3 protein-coding genes and 2 pseudogenes are annotated in these 2,901 nt (G+C 63.7%); 1 reads left to right on the top strand and 4 read right to left on the bottom strand.

All coding sequences use genetic code 11. The features are described from left to right. Nucleotides 1-9: 9 nt before the first annotated feature. Nucleotides 10-417: an IS110 family transposase gene (locus ABZS40_RS36550; protein WP_354949301.1), complete on the top strand. Its 408-nt coding sequence runs from the start codon at nucleotides 10-12 to the stop codon at nucleotides 415-417. Nucleotide 418: 1 nt separating this feature from the next. Here ABZS40_RS36550 and ABZS40_RS36545 read toward each other — a convergent pair. The 4 genes and pseudogenes from ABZS40_RS36545 to ABZS40_RS36530 all read right to left on the bottom strand — a co-directional run. Then, nucleotides 419-1,015: pseudogene (locus tag ABZS40_RS36545) on the bottom strand (transposase); the annotation flags it as partial. A 67-nt stretch (nucleotides 1,016-1,082) separates the two neighbouring features. Continuing rightward, complete coding sequence (locus ABZS40_RS36540) at nucleotides 1,083-2,042, bottom strand: hypothetical protein (protein WP_354949299.1); 960 nt, start codon at nucleotides 2,040-2,042, stop codon at nucleotides 1,083-1,085. Then, nucleotides 2,039-2,560 carry a SigE family RNA polymerase sigma factor gene (locus tag ABZS40_RS36535; RefSeq protein ID WP_354949297.1) on the bottom strand — a complete coding sequence of 174 codons (522 nt, stop codon included), beginning with the start codon at nucleotides 2,558-2,560 and terminating at the stop codon, nucleotides 2,039-2,041. The genes ABZS40_RS36540 and ABZS40_RS36535 overlap by 4 nt, the downstream gene beginning before the upstream one ends. A 166-nt stretch (nucleotides 2,561-2,726) precedes the next feature. Continuing rightward, nucleotides 2,727-2,901: pseudogene (locus ABZS40_RS36530) on the bottom strand (IS256 family transposase); the annotation flags it as partial.

Genomic DNA, 2,901 nt, shown 5'->3' with positions numbered 1-2,901 from the left:
CCAACATCGCTGCCGCCAACCGACACCACGCCCGCGACAGCACCCGCCCGCTGGCACTACTCGGCATCACCTGACGACTTTGCCGGGGCCCTGGGCACCACCCTGACCGATCTACACGGCATCGGCGACGTCACCGCCGCGAAGATCCTCACCCGCGCCGGAGTCGTCAACAGGTTCCGATCAGAGTCCACGTTCGCCTCGTACTGCGGTGTCGCGCCGATAGAAGTGTCATCCGCTGACGTCCAACGGCACCGCCTATCGCGTGCCGGCGACCGGCAACTGAACTACGCGCTGCATGTCATGGCCATGGGCCCAGATCAAACGAGCGACCCCAGGCAGGGACTACTACCAGCGCAAACGAGCCGCAGGCAAAACCCACAAGGAAGCCATGCGCTGCCTGAAACGGCGCCTCGCTGACGTCGTCTACCGCACCATGATCAAAGACACGGAGACCTCTCTGCTGCCCGCGGGTTGACAAGAGCAGCGGGTGGAAACCGAACGTCTTCTTCCACGTCCGCGTCGCCGACTCCTTCTCCGAATGGCAGATGACCAGGGTCGCGTCCATGTCCAGCACCAGCCCAGGAACATCGAAGCCGGCCGCTTTTGAGGCGGGTATCCCGCCGCGGGTCTCACCCATCTGCGCCCACGCGACTTCTCGTGCGGCGGCCCGGGCCTGACCCAGCCGCGACAACGCTGCGGCGTCGAGGCCGTCCAGGACTCGCCACGCGGTCGCATCCGAGGCCACCGGCCCGAACAGCGCCGGCTGATGACGCAGCACCCCGAGATCACTGATGGCCTCACCGCCGCCAGCCAGCACCACCGCCACATCCACGGCCACCCGGCCCGGTTCATGCACCGGCCGGCGCTGCCGCAACCCACCCAGCGCCTCAGCGAAACCCCTGCTCAGACCCGAGACTTCGGCGATATCGGCCAGCAACCGCGTGCCGGCGTGACCGACAACGCCGCGACCACCACGAGAGACAGCAAGCTTGGGACGCGTGCCGGTACTCTGCACCTTGAAAGTGCCTTCCGTCGTTTAAGGGCAGCGCCTCCGCGTGGCCTCGCGTGACGGCAGACCTTTTTCACCTAACGGGAGAAGGCTCGAAGCGAGCGTTGGCCGGCGGTTCGACTTCAACCGGCGCCCCGTAGTCGGACAGCGCGATTTCCACCTTCAGGCGAAGGGTTTCGACCTCGTCGTAAACGGAGTAGATCGCGGTGCGGTCGTAGACCATCCTGGCGATCCGCCGGTCTGCGTCAAGCGCCACCTCCCCGACCAGTAAGTTGACGTCGGTTCGTAAAGGAACGTTGTTAATCTGTACTTCAAATCGGTAAGTGCCGCCGGAGGTTTCGGTGATCTTGGCTCCAGCTTGACGCAGCGTGCGGAAAAGCGCTTGTGGATCTGCAGAATTGGTAATACCTTCTCCCAACGCTAGGCCGAAGTCAATGTTGGCGCGCTTGCCCGGGTAGCGGGTCCAAATAATCTTACCGCTGTCGGGTGCCAAGCCGTCCGCAGAACCGACGTACCGAACCCCGTTGACAAGCCTTTCGTGGGAAAAGCCCCTGGCAGCGACGTATGGACGCAACTCACCCTTGTACGGCGATTCTAGGTAACCGGTGGTCGTCCTCGGATCGAAGGCTCCTTCGGTGACCCAGCTTCGGCTCAATCGTCCGGGCAGAGTGACTTCCGCCGGAAGTTTGTCCTTGATGGTGGTTGTAACCTTCACCCGGTAACTGATGTTCTCGCTGGCCGCAGCGGCAGCGGCGAGCCGCATCTGCGCGGTGTCAATGTTCGCCGATGAGGGGCGTTCGGCAACCGCCCCGGGCGCGTCGTTGGTGCCGGTAGGAGCAGCGGCGTTGACGGTCAAGGTCGCGATCAGAGCTCCGGCTACGCCAACCACACCAGCCGCATACGCGGTTCGGTGCAGGGCCGTACGGCGCCGATGCCGTCGATTCGCCTCGGCCAGGACATCACGGGTAAAAGACAGTCCTGCAACCTCGTCACGCATACAGGCCTGCAGCTGATTTTCAAGACTAATGGTCATCTACCTGCTCCGTTCATTCCTGCGTCTTCGAGCGCCCAATTGGCCGTGATTTTCCGCAACCGGGTCAACCCTCGGGAAGCGCTTGATTTGACGGTGCCGACCGAGCAGCCGAGCACCTCGGCAGTTTCCGATTCGTTCAACTGCTCCCAGTAGCGGAGCACCAGAACGGCCCGTTGCCGCGGCGGCAGCATGGCCAATCCTTGAATGAGTGCCTGCCGCAGGTGCAGTCCTTCGATGCCGTCCGCCTGGCTCGGCGGCTCAAACTCGGTCAGCACCTCTGGGCGGCGCCTGCGGAGCCGCCACCGGTCGACCGCCAGGTGGTACAGCGTGCGACGTAGATATCCTTCCTTGTCATCCTGTACCCGGTTCCAGTTCCGCATCAGCCGCTCCAGTGCCAACTGGAAAAGGTCCTCCCCAGCGACCCGGCTGCCAGTCAGCAGTACCGCCGTCGCGAGAAGAGCACTGCCACGCTCCACTACCAGGATGTCCAAACCGTCGAAGCGCTTCTTCCGCCGCACGCACCCTCCTGTCCATCCCTGCACGCCAGTTTTCCTTCCGTCCCCACCAAGGACGACGGATGCAGCCCGAAGGTTGACTGGCTTGCGCAACTTTCTGGAAAGCGAACGGATCTCTCGCTGGAGTACGGGTCTGTCGAACGAACGGTGTAACCCGACTTGTTGAGGGTTACTTGCGGCCTGCGGACAGGCGTCTTTCGAAGGCCATATCGAAGGCGTTCAGGGCGGTTTTCCAGCGGATGGTCCATCGCCGGCGGCCTTGCCCGGTCGGGTCGAGGCTCATCACCGCGAGGTAGACGCACGTGAGGGCGGCGCCCTCGTTGGGGAAGTGGCCGCGGGCTCGG

Source organism: Micromonospora sp. NPDC005324, from assembly GCF_040607155.1.
GTDB classification, from domain to species: Bacteria; Actinomycetota; Actinomycetes; order Mycobacteriales; family Micromonosporaceae; genus Micromonospora; species Micromonospora trifolii.
This window is presented reverse-complemented; position numbering and strand designations above follow the sequence as displayed.